Raw genomic sequence first — 20151 nt, 5'->3', positions numbered from 1 at the left:
ACATTGGCTTTGCATCGCCCTTGAAAGTCGATAGAACTTCCAGCTTCACGCCCGCCTCATAGTTAACAAGCCCCCCATTCCGGTCACGACATGGATCTTGTTATTGCCCGACCTGAAGGTCTCTACTGCCCCGCCGGAGATTTCTATATCGATCCGTGGCGGCCGGTCGAGCGTTCGGTGATCACCCATGCCCATGGCGATCACGCGCGCACCGGTAATCAGCACTACCTGTCGAGCAGCGCCAGCGCCGGGATTCTGCGCGCGCGTCTGGGTCAGGACATCCAGTTGCAAACCCTTGATTACGGCCAACGCCTGACCCATCACGGCGTGACCCTGAGCTTTCACCCCGCCGGGCATGTCCTCGGTTCAGCGCAAGTGCGCCTGGAATACGGCGGCGAAGTCTGGGTCGCGTCGGGGGATTACAAGGTCGAGCCGGATGGCACGTGCGCCCCATTCGAACCGGTGCGCTGCCACACGTTCATCACCGAATCGACCTTCGGCCTGCCGATCTATCGCTGGCAGCCGCAGGCGCAGATCTTCGCCGAGATCAATCAGTGGTGGGCGGCCAATATCGCCGCCGGCAAGGCCAGCGTGCTGTTCTGCTACTCCTTCGGCAAGGCCCAACGCATCCTCCACGGCATCGACGAAACCCTCGGGCCGATCCTCAGCCACGGCGCAGTCGAACCGTTGAACCGCGTCTACCGCGATGCCGGCGTATACCTGCCGCCGACGATTTACGCAGGCGACGTGAAAAAAAGCGATCCGATCATGCGCCAGGCGCTGGTCATTGCTCCGCCATCGGCGGGCGGCAGCACGTGGATGCGCCGTTTTGGCGACTTCAGCGATGCCTTCGCCAGCGGCTGGATGCGCTTGCGCGGGACCCGGCGGCGGCGCGGCGTCGATCGCGGCTTCGTCCTCTCCGACCACGCCGACTGGCCCGGCCTGCTCTGGGCGATCAACCAGACCGGCGCGGAGCGGGTGATGGTCACTCATGGCTCGATCGGCGTGCTCGTACGTCATCTGCGCGAACAGGGTCTTGATGCACAAGGCTTCACCACTGAATACGGCGATGACGAAGACGACAACATCGCCACCGAACCCACCGTTGCCGAGACGTCCCCATGAAAGCGTTCGCCGAGTTATATGCCGAACTCGACGCCACCACGTCGAGCAACGCCAAGCTGGCGGCGATGCAGGTGTACTTCGCACAGGCCGCGCCAGCAGATGCCGCGTGGGCGGTGTATTTCCTCTCCGGTGGTCGGCCTCGGCAACTGGTACCGGTGCGCATACTCCGAGAGCTGGCGGTCGAAGTTTCGGGACTGGAGCCATGGCTGTTCGAAGAAAGCTATCAGGCCGTCGGCGATCTGGCCGAGACCATTTCTCTGGTGCTGCCGGAAAATTCCCACAGCTCCGAGGCCGGTCTAGCCGAATGGATCGAAGACAAGCTGCTGCCACTTCGCGGTGAAACCCCGGAATATCTGGCGCGCCAACTGCCGATGTTGTGGGCGCAACTGGACCGGCCGAGCCTGATGCTGTGCATCAAGCTGATCACCGGCAGTTTCCGCGTCGGCGTGTCGAAGTTGCTGGTCACGCGCGCCCTGGCGTCGATGGCCGGCCTCGACAGCAAACGCGTGGCTCAGCGTCTGGTCGGTTACACCGATCTGTCGAACCGGCCCAACGCCGCGAGTTACCTGAAACTCATCGCCCCGGAATCCGCAGACGAACATGCCCAGCGCGGCGGCCAGCCCTACCCGTTCTTTCTTGCCCACGCCTTGGCGCAACCGGTCGAGGAATTCGAAGCGCTGCTCGGCCCGGCCAGCGACTGGCAGGTGGAATGGAAGTGGGATGGTATTCGCGCGCAAGTGGTCAAGCGCGACGGCAAGCTGTGGGTGTGGTCGCGCGGCGAGGAACTGGTGACCGAGCGCTTCCCCGAGTTCGATGTGCTGGTCCACGGCTTGCCGGACGGCACGGTGATCGACGGCGAAATCGTCGTGTGGAAGAGCACCCATCCGACCACCGAAGATGCCTTCGATCCGCAATCCGATGAGCCGCCGGCCGTGCAACCGTTCGCCCTGCTGCAACAACGCATCGGTCGCAAGACGCTCGACAAGAAGATTCTCGAAGAAGTGCCGGTGGTGGTGCTGGCCTACGACCTGCTGGAATGGCAGGGCGAAGACTGGCGCAACCAGCCGCAGGTCAAGCGGCGGGCGCAACTCGAGGAAGTCATCGCGCGCTGCAACAGCCCGGTACTGCTGCCCTCCCCCGTATTGACCGGCGAAGACTGGCTCGACCTCGGCCGCCAGCGCGAAGCGTCACGCAAACTCGGCGTCGAAGGCATGATGCTCAAGGCGCGCGAATCGCTTTATGGCGTCGGCCGGACCAAGGACATGGGCGTGTGGTGGAAGTGGAAGGTCGACCCGTTCAGCGTCGACGCGGTACTGATTTATGCCCAGCGCGGACACGGTCGTCGCGCCAGTCTGTACAGCGATTACACCTTCGCGGTGTGGGACGGCCCGCCGGAATCCAGTCAACGCTCGCTGGTACCGTTCGCCAAGGCTTATTCGGGGCTGACCGATGAAGAGATGCGCCAGGTCGACAGCATCGTGCGCAAGACTACCGTGGAGAAATTCGGCCCGGTCAGCAGCGTCAAGCCGAGCCTGGTGTTCGAACTCGGCTTCGAAGGCATCGCCCTGTCGCGCCGGCACAAGAGCGGCATCGCCGTGCGTTTCCCGCGCATGCTGCGCTGGCGCAAGGACAAGACCGTCGAAGAAGCGGACAGCCTCGCGACTTTGCAAGACTTATTGGCCTGATTCATTCTCGACACATCGCAGAACCCTGTGGCGAGGGGATTTATCCCCGCTGGGCTGCGCAGCGGCCCCCAGCAATTCCCACCTGAAATCGTGCACTCAAGTTTTTGCGACTGCTGCGCAGCCGATCGGGGACAAATCCCTCGCCACAGTTTTTCCCTGCTCTGAGCTACGCGTTTGAACCGGAACAGTGCATGCAAACAGCAATGCCCGTTTCCGTGCATTCAACTACCCTTGCCTCTCTCCGCTCAACCTTTTAAAACACCTGTTCGGCACTCTGGTTCGGAAATTGCTACTTTCTATAGGTCGTAAGCGTTGCAGTAACAATAATTCTGCGCCACAAGCGCTCATATTGGTTCTTAGGGATTGAATAATGAAAAAAGCATTGCTGACCCTTTCTGCACTGGCGTTGTGCATGGCCGCCGGCTCCGCGCTGGCCAAGGAATACAAAGAGCTGCGCTTTGGCGTTGACCCTTCGTACGCACCGTTCGAGTCGAAAGCGGCCGATGGCAGCCTGGTCGGGTTCGATATCGATCTGGGCAACGCGATCTGCGCCGAACTGAAGGTCAAGTGCAAATGGGTCGAAAGCGATTTCGACGGCATGATTCCGGGCCTCAAGGCCAACAAGTTCGATGGCGTGATCTCGTCGATGACCGTGACTCCGGCGCGCGAGAAGGTCATCGACTTCTCCAGCGAACTGTTTTCCGGCCCGACCGCTTACGTGTTCAAGAAAGGCTCCGGCATCACCGCCGACGTCACTTCGCTCAAGGGCAAAACCGTCGGTTACGAGCAAGGCACTATTCAGGAAGCCTACGCCAAAGCCGTGCTGGACAAGGCTGGCGTGAAAACCCAGGCCTATCAGAACCAGGATCAGGTGTATTCCGACCTGACCTCCGGTCGTCTCGACGCCGGTATCCAGGACATGCTGCAAGCCGAACTGGGCTTTCTGAAGTCGCCAAAAGGCGCTGATTATGAAATCAGCCAGCCGGTCGACAGCGAATTGCTGCCAGCCAAAACCGCTGTCGGTATCAAGAAAGGTAACACTGAGCTGAAAGCACTTTTGGATAAAGGTATCAAAGCGTTACACGACGACGGCAAATACGCCGAGATTCAAAAGAAACACTTTGGTGACCTGAATCTGTACAGCGGCAAATAATGCCCCGGCGCCCATCCTCGATGGGCGCCTTTTCCATCCGCTCAGGTTGCTGATTTATGTTTGAAACCCTCCTGCAAAATCTGGGGCTGGCCTCGTTCAGTCTGCAGGGCTTCGGCCCGTTGCTGCTGCAAGGCACCTGGATGACCATCAAATTATCGGCAATGTCGCTGCTGGTGGCCGTGTTGCTCGGCCTGCTCGGCGCCAGTGCCAAACTGTCGAAAGTCAAACTGGTGCGCCTGCCCGCGCAGCTCTACACCACGCTGATTCGCGGCGTGCCGGATCTGGTGCTGATGCTGTTGATCTTCTACAGCCTGCAAACCTGGTTGACGTCGCTGACCGACTACATGGAATGGGAATATATTGAAATCGACCCGTTCAGCGCCGGCGTGCTGACGCTGGGCTTCATTTATGGCGCCTATTTCACCGAGACCTTCCGTGGCGCCATTCTCGCGGTGCCGCGTGGTCAGGTCGAAGCCGCCACCGCGTATGGCCTCAAACGTGGCCAGCGTTTTCGCTTCGTGGTGTTTCCGCAAATGATGCGCTTCGCGTTGCCGGGCATCGGTAACAATTGGATGGTCATGCTCAAGGCCACCGCGCTGGTGTCGATCATTGGCCTCGCCGATCTGGTCAAGGCTGCCCAGGACGCCGGTAAAAGCACCTATCAACTGTTCTACTTTCTGGTCCTCGCCGCCTTGATTTATCTGCTGATCACCAGTGCTTCGAACTTCATCCTGCGCTGGCTCGAACGCCGCTACGCCGCCGGTGCCCGGGAGGCCGTACGATGATCGAACTTCTCCAGGAATATTGGCGCGCCTTCCTTTATACCGACGGCCAGAACATCACCGGGCTGGCGATGACGATGTGGCTGCTGACCGCCTCGATCTGCATCGGCTTCATCGTCTCGATTCCGCTGTCGATTGCCCGCGTCTCGCCGCACTTCTACGTCCGCTGGCCGGTGCAGTTCTACACCTACCTGTTCCGTGGCACGCCGCTGTATATCCAGCTGCTGATCTGCTACACCGGCATTTACAGCCTCGCCGCCGTGCGCGAGCAGCCGATCCTCGACAGTTTCTTTCGCGACGCGATGAACTGCACGATCCTCGCTTTCGCCCTCAACACCTGCGCGTACACCACGGAGATTTTTGCCGGGGCGATTCGCAGCATGAACCACGGCGAAGTCGAAGCGGCCAAGGCTTATGGCCTGACCGGCTGGAAGCTGTATGCCTACGTGATCATGCCGTCGGCATTGCGCCGCTCGTTGCCTTACTACAGCAACGAAGTGATCCTGATGCTGCACTCGACGACCGTGGCGTTCACCGCGACCATTCCCGATATTCTGAAAGTCGCGCGGGATGCCAACTCGGCGACCTTCCTGACCTTCCAGTCATTCGGCATCGCCGCGCTGATCTACCTCACCATTACTTTTGCGCTGGTCGGTCTGTTCCGCCTCGCCGAACGCCGCTGGCTGGCCTTCCTCGGGCCGACTCACTAGCACTGGTTTCAAAAATAAAGAGAAAACAATGCGCCACCAGATCCATGACTTGCTGGCCCCGCTGCCGGGGACCGCACGGCAGATTCACAGCTTCCACTTCGGCCCACCGCAGGCCAAGGGCAAGGTTTACATCCAGGCGTCGCTGCACGCTGACGAACTGCCGGGCATGCTGGTCGCCTGGCACCTGAAACAGCGTCTGGCCGAACTGGAAGCTGCCGGCCGCCTGCGCAGCGAAATCGTCCTGGTGCCGGTGGCCAACCCGGTCGGCCTCGAACAAGTGCTGATGGACGTGCCGCTGGGCCGTTACGACCTGGAGAGCGGGCAGAACTTCAATCGCTGGTTCGTCGACCTCAGCGAAGAAATCGGCAACGCCATCGAAGGCCAACTCAACGACGACGCGCAGCACAACCTCGAACTGATCCGCGCCAGCCTGCGCAACGCCCTCGACCGTCAGAAGCCGACCACACAACTGCAATCCCAGCGTCTGACCCTGCAACGCCTGGCCTGCGATGCCGACATGGTGCTGGACTTGCACTGCGACTTCGAATCGGTGGTGCACCTGTACACCACGCCCGAGGCGTGGCCGCAGGTCGAGCCCTTGGCGCGCTACATGGAAGCGCAGGCCAGCCTGCTTGCTACAGACTCTGGCGGGCAGTCGTTCGACGAGTGCTTCACCCTGCTCTGGTGGCAACTACGCGAACGCTTCGGCGAACAGTTCGAGATTCCGCTGGGCAGCTTCTCGGTGACCGTCGAATTGCGCGGCCAGGGCGACGTCAATCACCCGCTGGCCAGCCGCGATTGTCAGGCGCTGATCGACTATCTGATCCAGTTCGATGCCATCGTCGGCGAGACCAAGCCGCAACCGCCACTGCCGTACCCGGCCACGCCGCTGGCCGGGGTCGAACCGGTGACCACACCAGTCGGCGGCCTGCTGGTGTACTGCGCCACGCCCGGCCAATACCTGGAAGCCGGCCAGCAGATCGCCGAAATCATCGACCCGGTCCACGACAAGGTCACCCCCATTCATTGCACCGCCGCCGGCCTGCTGTATGCGCGCTCGCTGCGGCGCATGGCCACTGCCGGCATGGTCATCGCCCACGTCGCGGGCGCCCAGGCCTATCGCAGCGGCTACCTACTTTCGCCTTGAGGATGCTCGTCCATGTACAAACTGACCGTTGAAGGCCTGCACAAAAGCTATGGCGATCATCAGGTGCTCAAAGGCGTTTCGCTCAAGGCCAAAACCGGCGACGTGATCAGCCTGATCGGCGCCAGCGGCTCGGGCAAAAGCACCTTTTTGCGCTGCATCAATTTCCTTGAACAACCGAATGACGGCGCCATGAGCCTCGATGGCCAGGCGATCCGCATGGTCACCGACCGCCACGGCATGCACGTTGCCGACGCCGATGAACTGCAACGCCTGCGCACGCGGCTGGCGATGGTGTTCCAGCATTTCAACCTGTGGAGCCACATGACCGTGCTGGAAAACATCACCATGGCCCCGCGCCGGGTGCTGGGCTGCAGCAAACAGGAAGCCGAGGATCGCGCCCGACGTTATCTGGACAAAGTCGGCTTGCCGGCGCGGGTCGCCGATCAATACCCGGCGTTTCTGTCCGGCGGCCAGCAACAGCGCGTGGCGATCGCCCGGGCACTGGCGATGGAGCCGGAAGTGATGCTGTTCGACGAACCGACCTCGGCACTCGACCCGGAACTGGTCGGCGAAGTGCTGAAAGTGATTCAGGGTCTGGCCGAGGAAGGCCGGACGATGATCATGGTCACCCACGAAATGAGTTTTGCGCGCAAGGTGTCGAATCAGGTGCTGTTTCTGCATCAGGGTCTGGTGGAGGAAGAAGGTGCACCTGAAGACGTGCTGGGCAATCCGAAAAGCGAACGGCTGAAGCAATTCCTCAGCGGCAATCTTAAATAACACCGTACACAATTCTCCTGTAGGAGCTGCCGAAGGCTGCGATCTTTTGACTCTGCTTCAAAGATCAAAAGATCGCAGCCTCGTATCACTCGTCAGCTCCTACAAGGGAATCGCGTTGTTTTAAACCTTTGGTCTGTTGCTGTGGTCTCTGAAACAACACCTCCAGAGCGCACGCAGCCGGCATGGCGAAATCCCCCGACTTTGCAAAAACCTGGTTCAGCGCCCGCGACTGGAAGCCGTTCGCCTTTCAGACACAGGTGTGGGCGGCGGTGAAAAACGGCGAATCCGGGTTGCTCCACGCCAGCACCGGCGCCGGCAAAACTTATGCGGTATGGTTTGCTGCGCTCAACCGCTTCGCCCGCCAGCAACCGCCCGTGGCTACACCGCGCAAACGCAAACCGCCGGCCGAACCGCTGACGGTGCTGTGGATCACGCCGATGCGCGCCCTCGCCGCCGATACCGCCCGCGCGTTGCAGATTCCGGTGGATGATTTACAGATTCCGTGGTCGATCGGCCTGCGCACCGGCGACACCAGCAGCAGCGAACGCGCTCGTCAGGGCAGGCGTTTGCCAACGACGCTGATCACCACCCCGGAAAGCCTCACTCTGCTACTCGCCCGCGCCGATGCGCGCACGGCGTTGTCGACCCTGCGCATGATCGTCGTGGATGAATGGCACGAATTGCTCGGCAACAAACGCGGCGTGCAATTGCAACTGGCCCTCGCCCGCCTGCGTCATTGGCAGCCGGAACTGATTGTCTGGGGGGTATCCGCCACCCTCGGTAATCAATCCCACGCCGAGCAAGTGCTGATCCCACAGGGCGGCGGCGTCAGTGTCCAAGGCAAAAGCGAAAAAACCCTGCAAGTCGACACCCTGCTGCCACCGGCCATCGAGCGTTTTCCCTGGGCCGGCCACATCGGTCTGAAGATGCTGCCGCAAGTGGTCGCCGAACTTGATGCCTGCGCCAGCAGCCTGGTGTTCACCAACACCCGCGCGCAATCGGAGATCTGGTATCAGGCGCTGCTGGAAGCGCGGCCGGACTGGGCCGGGTTGATCGCGCTGCATCACAGCTCACTGTCACGCGATACCCGCGACTGGGTCGAGCAGGCGTTGAAGAATGGCCAGTTGAAAGCGGTGGTGTGCACCTCGAGCCTGGATCTGGGCGTAGATTTCCTGCCGGTCGAACGCGTGCTGCAGATCGGCTCGGCCAAAGGCGTTGCGCGCTTGATGCAACGTGCCGGGCGCTCCGGCCACGCACCGGGGCGCACCTCGCGGGTGACGCTGGTGCCGACCCACAGCCTGGAACTGATCGAAGCGGTTGCCACACGCGATGCCGTCGAGCAACGGCGCATCGAGCCGCGCCTGTCACCGCTCAAGCCGCTGGATGTGCTGGTCCAGCATTTGGTCAGCATGGCCCTTGGCGGTGGCTTTATTCCTGGAGACTTGTACGAAGAAGTCCGAGGCGCCTGGGCCTATCGCGACCTGACAGCGGCAGACTGGGCCTGGGCGCTGGCGTTCGTACGCCATGGCGGGATGTCTCTTACAGCGTATCCGGATTACCGCCGGGTCGAGCCGGACGAACACGGCGTCTGGCGTGTGCCGGATGCGCGTCTGGCGCGGCGCCATCGCATGAGCATCGGCACCATCGTCAGCGACGCGAGCATCAACCTGAAATTCTGGAGCAAGGGCGGCGGCGGCAAACAGCTGGGCAGCGTCGAGGAAGGTTTTATCGCGCGCCTGAAACCCGGCGATGGTTTCCTCTTCGCCGGCCGCTTGCTGGAACTGGTGAGGGTGGAAAACATGACCGCCTACGTCAAACGCAGTACCGCGAAAAAGGCTGCCGTGCCGCGCTGGAATGGCGGACGCATGCAATTATCCAACGAACTGGCCGAAGCGGTGGTCACGCGCTTCAGCGCCGCTGCTCAAGGTCAGTTCAAAGGCCCGGAAATGCACGCGCTGCGTCCGCTGCTGGAGACGCAGATACGCTGGTCCGGTTTGCCCACCACGGAGAATCTGCTGGCCGAGGTGCTGAAATCCCGCGAAGGCTGGCACCTTTTCCTTTATCCGTTTGCCGGGCGGCAGGTGCATCTGGGACTGGCGAGCCTGCTGGCATGGCGTGTCAGTCAGCGCCAGCCGGTGACCTTCTCGATTGCCGTGAATGATTACGGCCTGGAACTGCTCAGCGCCACGCCGGTGGATTGGGCCACGCATCTCGACGCTCACCTGTTCAATGCCGATGACTTGTTGCTGGACGTGCTCGCCAGTCTCAATGCCGGTGAACTGGCGTTGCGCCGCTTCCGCGAAATCGCGCGGATCGCCGGGCTGGTGTTCGCCGGGTATCCGGGCGCACCAAAAAGCACCCGCCAGGTGCAGGCGTCGAGTGGCTTGTTTTTCCAAGTGTTCAAACAATATGACGCCGACAACCTGCTGCTAGCCCAGGCTGGGGAAGAAGTCCTACGCGAAGAGCTGGATATTCGCCGCCTGGAACAGACACTGGAGCGCATCAATCAGATGAAACTGGACGTGCATCAGGTTAAACGTCCTACACCGTTGGGCTTTCCGCTGCTGGTGGAGCGGATGCGCGAGAGCATGAGTTCGGAAAAACTGGCTGACAGGATTAGAAGAATGGTCGGTGACCTGGAAAAAACCGCTGATAACGGGAAATCGTCGTGAGTGCGTACCCGGTGCGTTTGGCCGGTGAGGAGTTGTGGCTGCTGCCGGAGAAAGCGCTGTACTGGCCAGCGCAGGAAGCATTGCTGATCGCCGATGTGCATTTCGGTAAAGCGGCGGCCTATCGCAGCCTCGGCCAGCCGGTGCCGCATGGCACGACAGCGAGCAACATCGAGGTAATCGACGCGTTGCTGGCGCGGTTGCCGTGTCGCCAGTTGATTTTCCTTGGGGACTTCCTGCATGGGCCTGGCTCCCATGTCCCCACCACACTTAATGCGCTGGCAGAGTGGCGTGCACGGCACGCTGACCTGCCGATGACACTGATTCGCGGCAACCACGATAAACGCGCAGGCGACCCACCAGCCTCGCTGAATATTCGCGTGGTACCAGAGCCGCTGTTACTAGGACCATTCGCCCTGCAGCATGAGCCCGATCCGCATCCGGAACGGCACGTGCTCGCGGGCCATGTGCATCCGGTTTATCGATTGCACGGCAAAGGTCGGCAGAGCCTGCGCCTGGCCTGTTTCAGACTCGGTGAGCGCATCAGCCTGATGCCGGCATTCGGTGCGTTCACCGGCGGCTATCAGGTCGAGCGCGACGACAGCTGCAAAGTCTTCGTGATCGGCGACAACGAAATATGGCCCATCAGCTAGATCGCAAATCGATCAGACTGACGGGCCATATTCATGACAGTGGATCAGGCCACAGGCGCCGGAGGCGGCTCGTCCGGCAGCGTCGGTTCGCCTGGTTCGGTCGGTTGTTCGTTGGGAGTATCGGGATCGGGCTGGCCGGGCACGCCGCCGGACAGGCTCAAAGACGGATTCGCCAGTAACGACCAGGCCAGAACGCCTATCTGATTGGGCTCAAGCCTTGCCAGTTCAGCGCTGATTCGCGGGTCGATCTTCATAGGGCACTCCTCAGTGAAGGCCCGAATCTGTGTGTAACAAAAACGGGCAGTACACCCCATAGAGTGTCTGCCCGCCAAAGAATTCCCGACATCCGTCGGATGGTCGATCAGGTACGCGGCAAGGTCACGCCACGCTGGCCCTGGTATTTGCCGCCGCGATCCTTGTAGGAAACTTCACATTCTTCATCGGATTCGAGGAAGAGCATCTGCGCCACACCTTCGTTGGCGTAGATTTTCGCCGGCAGGTTGGTGGTATTGGAGAATTCCAGGGTCACGTGACCTTCCCACTCAGGCTCGAGTGGAGTGACGTTGACGATGATGCCGCAACGCGCGTAGGTGCTTTTACCCAGGCAGATGGTCAGCACGTTGCGCGGAATGCGGAAGTATTCGACGGTGCTGGCCAGGGCGAAGGAGTTCGGCGGAATGATGCAGACGTCGCTGTGGATGTCGACGAAGCTGCCGGCGTCGAAGTTCTTCGGGTCGACAATGGCCGAGTTGATGTTGGTGAACACCTTGAAGTGGTTAGTGCAACGCACGTCGTAGCCGTAGCTCGACACGCCGTAGGAAATCACCCGGCTGTCGTCGCTGCCGCGCATCTGGCGCTCGACGAACGGTTCGATCATGCCGTGTTCCTGCGCCATGCGGCGAATCCACTTGTCCGATTTGATGCTCATGGCGGGTTTGTCCTGAATAGCGAGGTGGAAAAATTCTGTCCGGCATCTTACCGGGCGCGTCGCCGCGATCAAAGTGCGCAACGCAATTCTCGGCGAACACCCCGTATTTACGCGATGTGGCGACGAACCGTCGCACCGCCGATCCCTAAAACACAGAATCCTTTGCAAGAAACATTGGCACGTTCCGGAAAAAGGGTTAAGGTGGCGTCACTGTGTTGCTTGTGTCACTGAGAATCTCTACACGATATGTTGAATTTCGATCCAACCATCTACAAGAATTTTTCCTGCTCTTTGCACTCAGTCTCGGCCAGGGTTCTTCCTGAGTCGCAGTTATCTTTGTTCAAGGAGTTACACCATGTCTAATCGCCAAACCGGTACCGTTAAGTGGTTCAACGATGAAAAAGGCTTCGGCTTCATCACTCCACAATCCGGTGACGACCTGTTCGTTCACTTCAAAGCTATCCAATCCGACGGCTTCAAAAGCCTGAAAGAAGGCCAACAGGTTTCTTTCATCGCTACCCGCGGTCAGAAAGGCATGCAAGCTGAAGAAGTACAAGTTATCTAACTTGTAGCTTCTTTAGAAAAGAGCCCCGCCCTTAAAAGCGGGGCTTTTTTGTGGGCGCCTGTTTTGCGCTGGCAAAAAAAATCGCGACCCTTGAGGCCGCGATTTTTTGTTTCTGCCCTTACCAGGCGACGCCAAACCCTGCGGTATAACGGGTCTTGTTCAGATCCGCATCGTTGGTGCCACTGATGATGTCGCGCTCGGCCTTGAGGTTGAGCGAGGCCCAGTCGGTGACCTTGTAGCGCAGGCCCAGCTCGGCATCCAGTGCGTAATCGGCAACACCCGACAGCGGCTTGCCTACTTCGCCATTGGTGAAGAACTCGACCTTCTTTCCGATCAGGTAGCGGTTGTAGTCCCACTTCATCGCGACGGAGTAGAAGTTGTCCTTGCTGCCATCGCGATATTCGTAATCGGTACGGTTGAGCAACGAGCCCAGCGAGAACGCACCCAGTTCATCGTCCCAGAACTGGTAACCCGGACCGGTACCGACCACACGCTGACGCGCCAGCTCTTCGATGTGATCACGCTTGTAGTTGATGCGCCCTTGCCAGAACCACTGATCGGTAAGGAAGCGGTCGAGGGAATATTCGGCGCGCCAGTTGTTGGTGGTGGTTTCCGTATCCTGCACTTCGCGGTTGTACTCGCCCTCGCCGGTATGGCGCCAGCGACCATGGCGAGCCGAGGTCTTGAAGGCGACGTCGTAATCGTCGGTGTCCTTTTCGGCGCGCTGATAGTCCAGCGCCAGATCGACGTTGCCCTTCCACACCAGATCGGTGACGATCGGCTTGGGCTTGAGGATCTGCTGAATGCTCGCCAATTCGACAGTCTTCGGCGCTTCGCCGTTGGCCAGGGTGACCTTGCCATCGTCGGCCGCGGTGAGCGACTTCGACACTTCGCCGGCATAGGCGTCCTGCTTCACCAACAGGTGCTGATCGCTGTCGAGGGTCTTGACCTCTTTCCAGTCAATCGCCACTGCGCCGGCGTATTTGGTCTGGATCAACAGCTTGCCGCCGTCGAAAACCGTGATAGTGCCACTCAGCTTGTCGCCGTTTTTCAACCAGACGGTGTCGGCAAGCAGGGGCGTGGACGCGCTGAAAACAGCAAGGCACAACAGGGTTCTGGGGAACATAAGCAGATCGGGGGCTCAGAGTTGGCGAAAAGGGTCGGCATTATCCGTAGGATTTTGCCCATGACAAGGACTGACCGGACTATTTCAATTGAGTTCATTTCTCAACTGCGCCACGAGCGATTACCCTTGTCGCCATCATCACGCCAATGCTCAGGAGCCGCGTACGTGAAAGACCCGCTCGACAGCGTCGAAAACGATGCGCAAATCCGACGCACGGCACTCTACTCGACGCTCGCGCAAGTGCCCGAAGGCAAAGTCGTCAGTTATGGCCAGTTGGCCGAACTTGCGGGGCTGGGCCGCGCCGCGCGCTGGGTCGGGCGGACATTGAGCCAGTTGCCCGGCGACACCAAGCTGCCCTGGCACCGCGTACTCGGCGCCGGCGGGCGCATCAGTCTGCCGGTCGGCAGCCCTTCCGGTGACGAGCAGCGCGCGCGATTGCGCATGGAAGGCATCACCGTCCAGAACAATCGTGTGGATATTCGGCGCCATGGCTGGCGTCCGGTAGAGCACAGCGGTTAGAGTGCGCGCTTTGTTTTCGCAATTTTGAGGCAGACTTCAGCCCATGCCCCGTAAAACCTGGCGCGCCGCGCTCGCCGCCTATGCCAGTCCTTCGACGCTCGTGCTGTTGTTGCTCGGTTTTGCCGCCGGCCTGCCGTACATGCTGGTGTTCTCGACGCTCTCCGTATGGCTGCGTGAAGCAGGCGTGGCCCGTGAAACCATCGGCTATGCCAGCCTGATCGGCCTGGCGTACGCGTTCAAATGGGTCTGGTCACCTCTGCTCGACCAATGGCGCCTGCCCTTGCTGGGCAAACTCGGCCGTCGCCGCTCCTGGCTGGTGCTCTCCCAGGCACTGGTGATTCTCGGGCTGATCGGCATGGGTTTCTGTGATCCGCAGAAGCATTTGTCCTGGCTGATCGCCATTGCTGTCGTGGTTGCCTTCGCCTCCGCCACGCAAGATATTGCGGTCGACGCCTATCGCCTGGAAATCGCCGATGACAGCCGCCAGGCCGCTCTCGCCGCCAGCTACATGTCCGGTTACCGCGTTGCCGCCCTGCTCGCCACCGCCGGTGCGCTGTTCTTCGCCGAAGGTTTCGGCTCCACCGGCTTCAACTATAAGCACGCAGCTTGGACCGGCACCTATGTGCTGTTCGGCGCATTGATGGTGCCCGCGCTGCTGACCACGCTGTTCATGCGCGAACCACCCGTACCGCTGCGCACGCAGTTGCAGGCCGGGCGCTACACGTTCATGCATCAATTGATGTCGGTGTTCGTGCTGATCGTGCTGCTGGTTTCCGTACCGGCGATGTTCACCCAGCTATACAACACCGATTTCGCCGGCGTGCTGTTCGGCGACATGAGCCCACTCGATTTGCTGCTCGAAGACCGCGCCTTCCTGCGTGCCATCCTCTATACGTTGCTGACGGGGATGTGTCTGTCGGCCATGGGCCGGCGCGGACTGGCGCCGGTACTGACGCCGATCAATGACTTCATCCTGCGTTATCGCTGGCAGGCGCTGCTGCTGCTGGGCCTGATCGCCACTTACCGGATGTCCGACACGGTAATGGGCGTGATGGCCAACGTGTTCTACATCGACCAGGGTTTCACCAAGGATCAGATCGCCAGCGTCAGCAAGATTTTCGGCCTGATCATGACCCTCGTCGGCGCCGGCATGGGCGGCCTGTTGATCGTGCGTTTCGGCATTCTGCCGATTCTGTTTATCGGTGGTGTGTCTTCGGCAGCGACCAACCTGCTGTTCGTCATGCTCGCGGACATGGGCCCGAACCTGCAGATGCTGGTGGTGACCATTTCCCTCGACAACTTCAGCTCGGGCCTGGCGACATCGGCGTTCGTTGCCTACCTGTCGAGCCTGACCAACCTGAAGTTTTCCGCTACGCAATATGCCCTGCTCAGCTCGATCATGTTGCTGCTGCCGCGCCTGATGGGCGGCTATTCCGGCGTGCTGGTCGAGAAGTTCGGTTATCACAGCTTCTTCCTCATTACCGCCCTGCTCGGCGTACCGACGCTGCTACTGATCGCGCTGCACTGGTTCCAGGAGCGCCGCCGCGAAGGACAAACACCGACGCCCGAGCCTGCACCGACGCCCGTCACCGAAGAATCGTAGGACGCTTCGCCAATGGCGGGAGGAATCCCGCCGCTGGCGCCTTCCGCCGGCCACACTTCTGTACGTCAGCAAAACTCGCCGGTACACTGCTCCGTCATTTCCAGTCATAGCAACCGACAACGGCCAACCATGCGCACCAGTCAATTTTTGCTCGCCACACAGAAAGAAACGCCTTCCGACGCGGTCGTGATCAGCCACCAGCTGATGCTGCGCGCCGGCATGATCCGCAAGCTTGCCTCGGGCCTGTACACCTGGCTGCCGATGGGCCTGCGAGTCATGCGCAAGGTCGAAGCCATCGTTCGCGAAGAGATGAACGCTGCCGGTTCTCTGGAAGTGTTGATGCCGAGCACCCAACCGGCCGAGCTGTGGCAGGAATCGGGGCGCTGGGAAGAATACGGCCCTGAGCTGCTGCGCATCAAAGACCGCCACGGTCGTGATTTCTGCGCGGGCCCGACCCACGAAGAAGTGATCACCGATCTGATGCGCAACGAGTTGAGCAGCTACAAGCAGCTGCCAATCAACCTGTACCAGATCCAGACCAAATTCCGCGACGAAATCCGCCCACGCTTCGGTTTGATGCGCGGCCGCGAATTCATCATGAAGGACGCCTACTCCTTCCACGCCGATCAGGCGTCGCTGCAGGTCACCTACGACCGCATGCATGAAGCCTACTGCAACATCTTCACGCGTCTGGGCCTGAAATTCCGCCCGGTAGAAGCCGACAACGGTTCGATCGGTGGTGCCGGTTCCCACGAATTCCACGTGCTGGCCGAGTCCGGCGAAGACGATATCGTCTTCAGCAACGGTTCCGACTACGCGGCAAACATCGAAAAAGCCGAAGCGGTGCCACGGGAAACCTCGCGCCCTGCGCCAACCGAAGAACTGCGCTTGGTCGATACGCCAGACACCAAGACCATCGCGGCGCTGGTGGAAAAATTCAATCTGCCGATTGAAAAGACCATCAAGACCCTGATCGTCCACGCCGAAGAAGAAGGCAAGCTGATCGCGCTGGTGATTCGTGGCGACCACGAACTGAACGAGATCAAGGCTGCCAACCAGCCTGGCGTGGCCAGCCCGCTGGTGATGGCCTCCGATGCCGAACTGCGTGACGCGATTGGCGCCGGCGCCGGCTCGCTCGGCCCGCTGAACCTGCCGCTGCCGATCATCATCGACCGCTCGGTCGCGATGATGAGCGACTTCGGCATTGGCGCGAACATCGATGACAAGCACTACTTCGGCGTGAACTGGGAGCGTGATCTGCCGGTTCCGACCGTTGCCGACCTGCGCAACGTCGTCGCCGGCGACCCAAGCCCGGACGGCAAAGGCACGCTGGAAATCAAGCGCGGCATCGAAGTCGGCCACATCTTCCAGCTGGGCAACAAGTACAGCAAGGCGATGAAGTGCGAAGTGCTGGGCGAAAACGGCAAGCCGGTGACTCTGGAAATGGGTTGCTACGGCATTGGCGTTTCCCGCGTGGTCGCTGCGGCTATCGAGCAGAACAACGACGCCAACGGCATCATCTGGAGCGACACCCTGGCGCCGTTCCAGATCGCGCTGGTACCGCTGCGCTATGAAACCGAGCAGGTGCGCGAAGCCACCGACAAGCTGTACGCCGAACTGACGGCGGCCGGCTTCGAAGTGCTGCTGGACGATCGCGACAAGAAAACCAGCCCGGGCATCAAGTTCGCGGACATGGAGCTGATCGGCATTCCACACCGGATCGTAGTCAGCGACCGCGGCCTCGCCGAAGGCAACCTGGAATACAAGAGTCGTTCCGAAGCAGAGGCGCAAGCGCTGCCGGTGGCCGATGTTGTGTCCTTCCTTCAGGCCCGTATCCGCCGCTGAAACCAGATAGAGACGTCATGTTCAAGCGAAACACCTTAGGCCTCGGTGGCGCCGCCCTGTGCGGCGCCCTGCTGGTCAGCGGCTGCGCCAATCACATGTCGCAACGCAGCGAGCACGAAGAGCGGGTCGAGCGAAAGTTGCTCGATCACAGCCTGCAGATCGATGTCGGCGAGCCCAAGGTGCTCGAGCTGCCGCAGCGACGCGTGAAGATCAACGAGCAGAAGACTTTCGAAGTCACCGAGTTCGAGGTCACTCGTCGTTACGACCGCTACACGCCTTACCAACCCTGGCGCGAAGTCTACGAGATTCCGCTGGGCGCGGTGGCCGTGGTCGGTGGTGTCGGTGCCAACGTGGTCAACGTGTTCGCACTCGGCAATCTGCCGGACAGCGTCACCCGGGATTGGCTGAGCTATGGTTTCGCCGGGCTCAACCCGTTCATGAACGTGCAGTCCAATGGTCGTGCGCAGCAGAACCTCGCAGGCATCGATGAAGTCCAGCGCGACAAGCGCACGGAGTATTCGAGCCTGCCGTGGAGCGAACGACCGGTGCAGGTCAAGGCCGGCAAGCAGACGTTCGACATGACCACCGACCGCAACGGTGTGCTGCGCTTGAACCTGCTCGACAGTCCGTTCGCCGAACATGACCTCAACCATGTCGGCCGCTTGCAGATCAGTGTCGAAGACGCCAAGGACGATGTGCATTCCGACTCGACCCTGATGCTCAGCGGCCACCTGCGCGGCAAGTTGATTGAGGCGCATGGGCTAATTTATGACGATCTGGAAGATGACGAGGTGAGCCAGTGGGTACACCGGGTCAAACGCCTGTCGGAGCTGGGTCTGGAAGAAGAAGCCAGTGAGTTGGAACAGAGCCTGATCGAACTGACCCGCAATGATCCTGAGTTGCAGACTGAGTTTCTCAAGTCTCTGGCCAAGGATGCAGGGCGCCTGGTTGCAGATCCGGGACCGAATTAAAAGCTAAAGGCATCGCGGGCAAGCCCGCTCCCACAGGGTTTATGGGTGTTCACACAATATGTGTTTCACCATCGATCAATGTGGGAGCGGGCTTGCCCGCGATGATTATCTGAATACGCCGCAAATCTACCGCTCAAACAACTCCATCTGCTCAAACCCGCCGCGCAAATCCTCCAGCCTCACTCCCACCCCCAACAGCCGCACCGGCTTGCCGCCGCGGTTGAACGCCTGCGTCAGCATCAACTGATAACTGCCCAGGTCGCGCCCTGCCCCAGCCTGCTCCAGCGTGGTCTGGGTGAAATCATGAAATTTGACTTTGACGAACGGCTTGCCCGGTCGATAACTGCTGTCGATTCGGGCCATGCGGGTTTTCAGGGTATCGAGCAGCTCGGGCAATTTGTCCAGGCAGCTGCGCAAGTCCGGCAGATCAACGTCGTAGGTATTTTCCACGCTGATCGACTGACGGCGGCTGTCGTTGTGCACCAGACGGTCATCGATCCCACGAGCCAGATTCCACAAGCGCTCGCCGAAGCTGCCGAATTCGCGCACCAGCGCCAGCCTGCCCCACTCGCGCAGGTGCTGGCAGTCAACGATGCCGAGCTTGCCGAGCTTGTCGGCGGTGACCTTGCCGACGCCGTGCAGCTTGCTCACCGGCAGACCACTGACGAACTCCTCGACCTGATCCGGGGTGATCACGAACAAACCGTTGGGTTTTTTCCAGTCGCTGGCGATCTTCGCCAGAAATTTGTTTGGCGCAACGCCAGCCGAGACGGTGATGTGCAATTGGTTGGAGACCCGGCGGCGAATGTCTTGGGCGATGCGCGTGGCGCTGCCGCCGAAGTGCGCGCTGTCGGACACATCCAGATAGGCCTCGTCGAGCGACAGCGGCTCGATCAGGTCGGTGTAATCGGCGAAGATCGTATGAATTTCCTTCGACGCTTCCCGATAAGCGTCCATGCGCGGCTTGACGATGGTCAGGTCCGGACACAGCTTTAATGCATGCCCGGAAGCCATGGCCGAGCGCACACCATAGGCGCGCGCTTCATAGTTGCAGGTGGCGATCACCCCGCGCCGATCCGCCGAACCACCCACCGCCAGTGGCTTGCCGGCCAGACGCGGGTCATCGCGCATCTCGATGGCGGCATAGAAACAGTCACAGTCGATGTGGATGATTTTTCGCTGGGTCATGTCGGAAAAAGACAACGTGGCAAGCCGGAGCGGCAGTATCTCATTGGTACCTGTATATAGCACCAGTGGTTGAATGTTCTTTTCCGACCGTAGGAGATTTCCGATGAATTTATTTTTTCAATCACAGATCAGCGCGCAATAGAGCTGAAAGCCTTGCGCCGCTTGCCCTGCGCGCCGGCCGCCCGCCGTGAAAATACGCTAAGCGCTTGAACCTCAACAGATTTATCCGGATCGACGGTTGACACACTCGCGAACCTCTGTAGAATGCCGCCACACAGACGCGGGATGGAGCAGTCTGGTAGCTCGTCGGGCTCATAACCCGAAGGTCGTCGGTTCAAATCCGGCTCCCGCAACCAAACATCAGAAAAGGCTACTCGAAAGAGTGGCCTTTTTTGTGCGCGTCTGTTTTGCAAACGGGCGCCCCGCTCAATCGCCAGCGAAACGGCAATTTGTTGCATTTCCGAAACTTACGCATTACCTGCGACCGTTCGCCGCGATTTCGCAGTTATTTGGCCCATTCCGGGATTAGCGGTTGACACCTCGTCGTTCGCCTGTAGAATGCCGCCACACAGACGCGGGATGGAGCAGTCTGGTAGCTCGTCGGGCTCATAACCCGAAGGTCGTCGGTTCAAATCCGGCTCCCGCAACCAAACATCAAAAAAGGCTACTCGAAAGAGTGGCCTTTTTTGTATCTGTCGAAAAAGT

Annotated in this window: 18 protein-coding genes and 2 tRNA genes; 16 read left to right on the top strand and 4 right to left on the bottom strand. The window is 60.3% G+C overall.

The genetic code is table 11. The features are described 5' to 3' along the window. The first annotated feature begins 90 nt into the window (after positions 1 to 90). From FEE99_RS10590 to pdeM, 9 genes are all read left to right on the top strand, one after another. Positions 91 to 1125 carry a ligase-associated DNA damage response exonuclease gene (locus tag FEE99_RS10590; protein ID WP_041478061.1) on the top strand — a complete coding sequence of 345 codons (1035 nt, stop codon included), beginning with the start codon at positions 91 to 93 and terminating at the stop codon, positions 1123 to 1125. Beyond that, positions 1122 to 2810 (top strand): ATP-dependent DNA ligase, encoded by a 1689-nt coding sequence (locus FEE99_RS10585; protein ID WP_041478062.1) that lies wholly within the window; start codon positions 1122 to 1124, stop codon positions 2808 to 2810. The genes FEE99_RS10590 and FEE99_RS10585 overlap by 4 nt, the downstream gene beginning before the upstream one ends. 370 nt (positions 2811 to 3180) lie before the next feature. Then, positions 3181 to 3963 (top strand): transporter substrate-binding domain-containing protein, encoded by a 783-nt coding sequence (locus FEE99_RS10580; protein WP_041478063.1) that lies wholly within the window; start codon positions 3181 to 3183, stop codon positions 3961 to 3963. Between the two features lie 56 nt (positions 3964 to 4019). Continuing rightward, a complete protein-coding gene (locus FEE99_RS10575) occupies positions 4020 to 4748 on the top strand; it encodes an ABC transporter permease (protein WP_016771383.1) in 729 nt (242 codons plus the stop codon). Next, entirely contained in the window at positions 4745 to 5455 is a 711-nt protein-coding gene (locus tag FEE99_RS10570; protein WP_041478064.1) for an ABC transporter permease, read from the top strand. Before FEE99_RS10575 ends, FEE99_RS10570 begins: the two co-directional genes overlap by 4 nt. 28 nt (positions 5456 to 5483) lie before the next feature. Further along, a complete protein-coding gene (locus FEE99_RS10565) occupies positions 5484 to 6602 on the top strand; it encodes a succinylglutamate desuccinylase/aspartoacylase family protein (protein ID WP_041478065.1) in 1119 nt (372 codons plus the stop codon). Between the two features lie 12 nt (positions 6603 to 6614). Next, the gene (locus tag FEE99_RS10560) at positions 6615 to 7379 is read left to right on the top strand and encodes an ABC transporter ATP-binding protein (protein ID WP_041478066.1); all 765 of its coding nucleotides are present in this window, start codon (positions 6615 to 6617) and stop codon (positions 7377 to 7379) included. Positions 7380 to 7561: 182 nt separating this feature from the next. Then, positions 7562 to 10051, top strand: coding sequence for a ligase-associated DNA damage response DEXH box helicase (locus FEE99_RS10555; RefSeq protein WP_041478067.1), 2490 nt, complete (start codon positions 7562 to 7564; stop codon positions 10049 to 10051). Next, positions 10048 to 10701: a ligase-associated DNA damage response endonuclease PdeM gene (gene pdeM, locus FEE99_RS10550; protein ID WP_310214578.1), complete on the top strand. Its 654-nt coding sequence runs from the start codon at positions 10048 to 10050 to the stop codon at positions 10699 to 10701. Before FEE99_RS10555 ends, pdeM begins: the two co-directional genes overlap by 4 nt. Before the next feature lie 44 nt (positions 10702 to 10745). Here the strand turns inward: pdeM and FEE99_RS10545 are convergent, their stop codons facing one another. Together FEE99_RS10545 and dcd are read right to left on the bottom strand one after the other, a co-directional pair. Next, positions 10746 to 10955 carry a hypothetical protein gene (locus FEE99_RS10545; RefSeq protein ID WP_016771389.1) on the bottom strand — a complete coding sequence of 70 codons (210 nt, stop codon included), beginning with the start codon at positions 10953 to 10955 and terminating at the stop codon, positions 10746 to 10748. Between the two features lie 107 nt (positions 10956 to 11062). Next, positions 11063 to 11629, bottom strand: coding sequence for a dCTP deaminase (gene dcd, locus FEE99_RS10540; protein WP_007940589.1), 567 nt, complete (start codon positions 11627 to 11629; stop codon positions 11063 to 11065). A gap of 355 nt (positions 11630 to 11984) precedes the next feature. Here dcd and FEE99_RS10535 point away from each other — a divergent pair, with 355 nt between their 5' ends. Beyond that, complete coding sequence (locus FEE99_RS10535; protein ID WP_002554837.1) at positions 11985 to 12194, top strand: cold-shock protein; 210 nt, start codon at positions 11985 to 11987, stop codon at positions 12192 to 12194. A gap of 118 nt (positions 12195 to 12312) precedes the next feature. Here the strand turns inward: FEE99_RS10535 and FEE99_RS10530 are convergent, their stop codons facing one another. Then, positions 12313 to 13320, bottom strand: a complete 1008-nt coding sequence (locus FEE99_RS10530; protein WP_041478069.1) for a DUF481 domain-containing protein — start codon at positions 13318 to 13320, stop codon at positions 12313 to 12315. A 165-nt stretch (positions 13321 to 13485) separates the two neighbouring features. On the opposite strand from FEE99_RS10530, the gene FEE99_RS10525 reads away from it, so the two are divergent. The 4 genes from FEE99_RS10525 to FEE99_RS10510 all read left to right on the top strand — a co-directional run bounded on the left by FEE99_RS10525 (position 13486) and on the right by FEE99_RS10510 (position 18258). Then, a complete protein-coding gene (locus tag FEE99_RS10525) occupies positions 13486 to 13839 on the top strand; it encodes an MGMT family protein (RefSeq protein WP_016771391.1) in 354 nt (117 codons plus the stop codon). Positions 13840 to 13882: 43 nt separating this feature from the next. Next, complete coding sequence (locus FEE99_RS10520) at positions 13883 to 15442, top strand: AmpG family muropeptide MFS transporter (protein WP_041478070.1); 1560 nt, start codon at positions 13883 to 13885, stop codon at positions 15440 to 15442. 129 nt (positions 15443 to 15571) lie between these two features. Then, on the top strand, positions 15572 to 17287 hold the full coding sequence (locus FEE99_RS10515; protein ID WP_041478071.1) for a proline--tRNA ligase: 1716 nt from the start codon (positions 15572 to 15574) through the stop codon (positions 17285 to 17287). Between the two features lie 17 nt (positions 17288 to 17304). Continuing rightward, positions 17305 to 18258, top strand: a complete 954-nt coding sequence (locus FEE99_RS10510) for a hypothetical protein (RefSeq protein WP_041478072.1) — start codon at positions 17305 to 17307, stop codon at positions 18256 to 18258. A 126-nt stretch (positions 18259 to 18384) separates the two neighbouring features. On the opposite strand, the gene dinB is transcribed toward FEE99_RS10510, so the two are convergent. After that, the gene (gene dinB / locus FEE99_RS10505) at positions 18385 to 19446 is read right to left on the bottom strand and encodes a DNA polymerase IV (RefSeq protein ID WP_041478215.1); all 1062 of its coding nucleotides are present in this window, start codon (positions 19444 to 19446) and stop codon (positions 18385 to 18387) included. Positions 19447 to 19725: 279 nt separating this feature from the next. Between dinB and FEE99_RS10500 the strand changes: the two genes are divergently transcribed. Both FEE99_RS10500 and FEE99_RS10495 read left to right on the top strand, forming a co-directional pair. Next, a tRNA-Met gene (locus FEE99_RS10500) sits at positions 19726 to 19802 on the top strand. Between the two features lie 217 nt (positions 19803 to 20019). Next, positions 20020 to 20096 (top strand) — tRNA-Met (locus FEE99_RS10495). The last annotated feature ends 55 nt before the right edge of the window (positions 20097 to 20151 follow it).

Source organism: Pseudomonas sp. ef1 (assembly GCF_007293365.2).
Taxonomy (GTDB): domain Bacteria; phylum Pseudomonadota; class Gammaproteobacteria; order Pseudomonadales; family Pseudomonadaceae; genus Aquipseudomonas; species Aquipseudomonas siliginis.
This window is presented reverse-complemented; position numbering and strand designations above follow the sequence as displayed.